Below are 2,262 nucleotides of genomic sequence, written 5' to 3'. Positions count from 1 at the left end.
TCGCAAGGCGGAGGATCGTTCTCGTACTGGACGTACTCGGACGACTCCGACAACGCGGCGAGGTGCCGTGCCGGGCGTCGCGGACCCGCGAAGATCCGCCGGACAGGGCCTACGGGCTGCCCCGTAAACGATCTCCGTCTCAGGGACGTCGGGGGTGGTCAGGGTGATCGGTGTACGGTGACGCGAGGTCGAGCAGGTCGTCGCATGGCCAGGTCTCACCGTCGTACTGGCAGTCATCGCGGTTGTCCCACGGTAGTTCGGGGTCGCCCGTGGCAGGACTGAGCACATGGCGGGCGAGCACGCGTCGCTTGGCCTCGACGTCCCGCAGGACGCGTGCAGGGTCGTGCAGCGCCACGTGCAGGGCAATCGTGGGATGGAAGCCGGGGAGTTCTCCTTGGCAGAAGTCGACCGTGTGCCCATGAGCGGTCCACTCTCCACAGCCGTCGCCGTCGCAGCGTCGGGCCAGCTCGGCCTCCTCATCCAGCCGTGCGTGGAGGAATGTCACCAGGTCTTGACTCATGGGGTCATCCTGGACGACGCGTCGAGCCCGGTCGTCAGATTTCCGTTGGTGCCCTGCGCCCGGCTGAGCAGCGCAGGCCCGTCCCAGAATTTGTTGTCTTTTCGTTTTCGACAGATGCGCGTCGAACGGGAGTCCCGATGGGTTGGTCGCGGGGCGCTGGGCGCATACGAACAGGGTCTCGTGAACAGCTCGTTGGTGTCGAATCATCGAGCAGCAGGAGGTCCTGGTGCAGCAGTCCTGCGTGCCGATGGCCAGGCAGTCCAGTGCGGTCACCTGGGAGTGTGACTGTCCGGCTGACGGGTTCGGAACGCTGCCGGCAGCGGCACGCGGCAGCCTCGCTACCCGACGGACATGACGGACGGGGGGTGGAACATGGTCCGCCCGCTGCTTCCGGCGCCGGGCTGGATGTGTGGCCGGGGCGGCCGACCGGAGGGGTACTGCCACCGAGCCATGTTCGATGCAATCCGGTATCTCGTGGACAACGGGATCAAGTGGCGGGCAATGCCTGCCGACTTCCCGCCGTGGGACCGCATCTACGCATTCTTCCGCCGCTGGCGCGACAACTCCCTGGGTCGAGGAGTTCCACGACCGGTCGCGCGGCCGGGTCCACAAGGAGCTGGGGCGGGATGCGGAGCCGACGGCCGGTGTGATCGACTCGCAGTCGGTCAAGACGAACGCCGTCGTCGGAACGGACAGCCGCGGCTTCGGCAGCGGCAAACTCGTCAACGGCCGCAAGCGGCACGTCATGGTCGACACGCTCGCCCTGCTGCCGGGCGTGATGGTCACCGCAGCGGACCCCGGCGACCGAACTTCCGCTCGCGTGCTGCTCGGGCAGGTCGCCGACGTGCACCACCGGCTGGAGCTGGTCCGGGCCGACGGCGGCTGCACCGGCAGCCTCGTCGCCCACTGCCTCACCACGCTCGCGCTGGTCCTGGCGATTGTGAAACGTAACGACGACATGCGCGGCTTCACGGTGCTGCCCAAGCGGTGGATCGTCGAGCGCCTCTTCGTCCCTCTGATGCGAAACCGCCGTCTGGTGCGCGGCTTCGAACGCCGCATCGCCGGCGCCGAAGCGATGGTCTACTGGTCGACGCCCCTGCTCATGACACGCCGTCTTGCCCGGCCGGCCCCGGGACGAGAGTGAACCGGCCCGGCCGTTGCTCGGCCGGCCGGCCCCGCGCGACCAGGCGCGTCGCCTTCGGCCGCAGCGCCTCCACCTTCGCCGACACCGCGTCCAGGCCGAACATCACGGCCGACTCCCGGCAGGTGAGGACCCCTTGACGGAGCCGCTGCCGGACCGCGAGCGACCGCGATGCGGTCATCTCCGGCCAGGCGCCGACCGCTGCTCTCGTCTCGCTCGGCCTTGGAAGAAAGCCGGTACCGCTGGACCGCCAGGTTCAGTCATCACCGTGCCTCCGCAGCCAGCACGTAGCGTTCCGCGTGGTTGAAGACACACCGCGCGTACCAGGCCAGATCAGTGAGGGCGTACGCCAGCAGAGAATCACTGTCCGTTGGCGGCACCGGGGGGGTCGTCCGGGTATCTGCACCGGGACATGCTGCCCGAACCGTGTACCGCGAGGTGATGGACTTCCCCATCCCGAACGGTCGCACTGTGGCAGCGCATGCGGACGTCGCCCGCGAGGTCGCAGTCCTCCGCGCCGCCTGGGAACAGAGGGGCCATATTCCCTTAGTGCCGAGTTCTCGCGGCCCCGCACCACACCTGCGTGGTGCGGGGCCGCGAG

At 68.6% G+C, this 2,262-nt stretch carries 2 protein-coding genes and 1 pseudogene; 2 read left to right on the top strand and 1 reads right to left on the bottom strand.

Annotation, left to right across the window (positions count from 1 at the left end):
• Positions 1 to 139 precede the first annotated feature (139 nt).
• Positions 140 to 520 (bottom strand): DUF6221 family protein, encoded by a 381-nt coding sequence (locus BFF77_RS31095; RefSeq protein ID WP_066956744.1) that lies wholly within the window; start codon positions 518 to 520, stop codon positions 140 to 142.
• 351 nt (positions 521 to 871) lie between these two features.
• Here BFF77_RS31095 and BFF77_RS38000 point away from each other — a divergent pair.
• Positions 872 to 1,024 (top strand): annotated as a pseudogene (locus BFF77_RS38000) (transposase); the annotation flags it as partial.
• 142 nt (positions 1,025 to 1,166) lie between these two features.
• On the top strand, positions 1,167 to 1,664 hold the full coding sequence (locus tag BFF77_RS37400; RefSeq protein ID WP_245703920.1) for a transposase: 498 nt from the start codon (positions 1,167 to 1,169) through the stop codon (positions 1,662 to 1,664).
• Positions 1,665 to 2,262 lie beyond the last annotated feature (598 nt).

Origin of the sequence: Streptomyces lushanensis, assembly GCF_001700515.1 — a bacterium.
Lineage (GTDB): Bacteria > Actinomycetota > Actinomycetes > Streptomycetales > Streptomycetaceae > Streptomyces > Streptomyces lushanensis.
Note: the sequence above shows the minus strand (reverse complement) of the source record. Positions and strands in the feature narration are given on the sequence as shown.

Excerpts from the sequence above, each read along its gene's own strand:
- BFF77_RS31095 (WP_066956744.1), bottom strand. The coding sequence starts at position 520 with ATGAGTCAAGACCTGGTGACATTCCTCCACGCACGGCTGGATGAGGAG.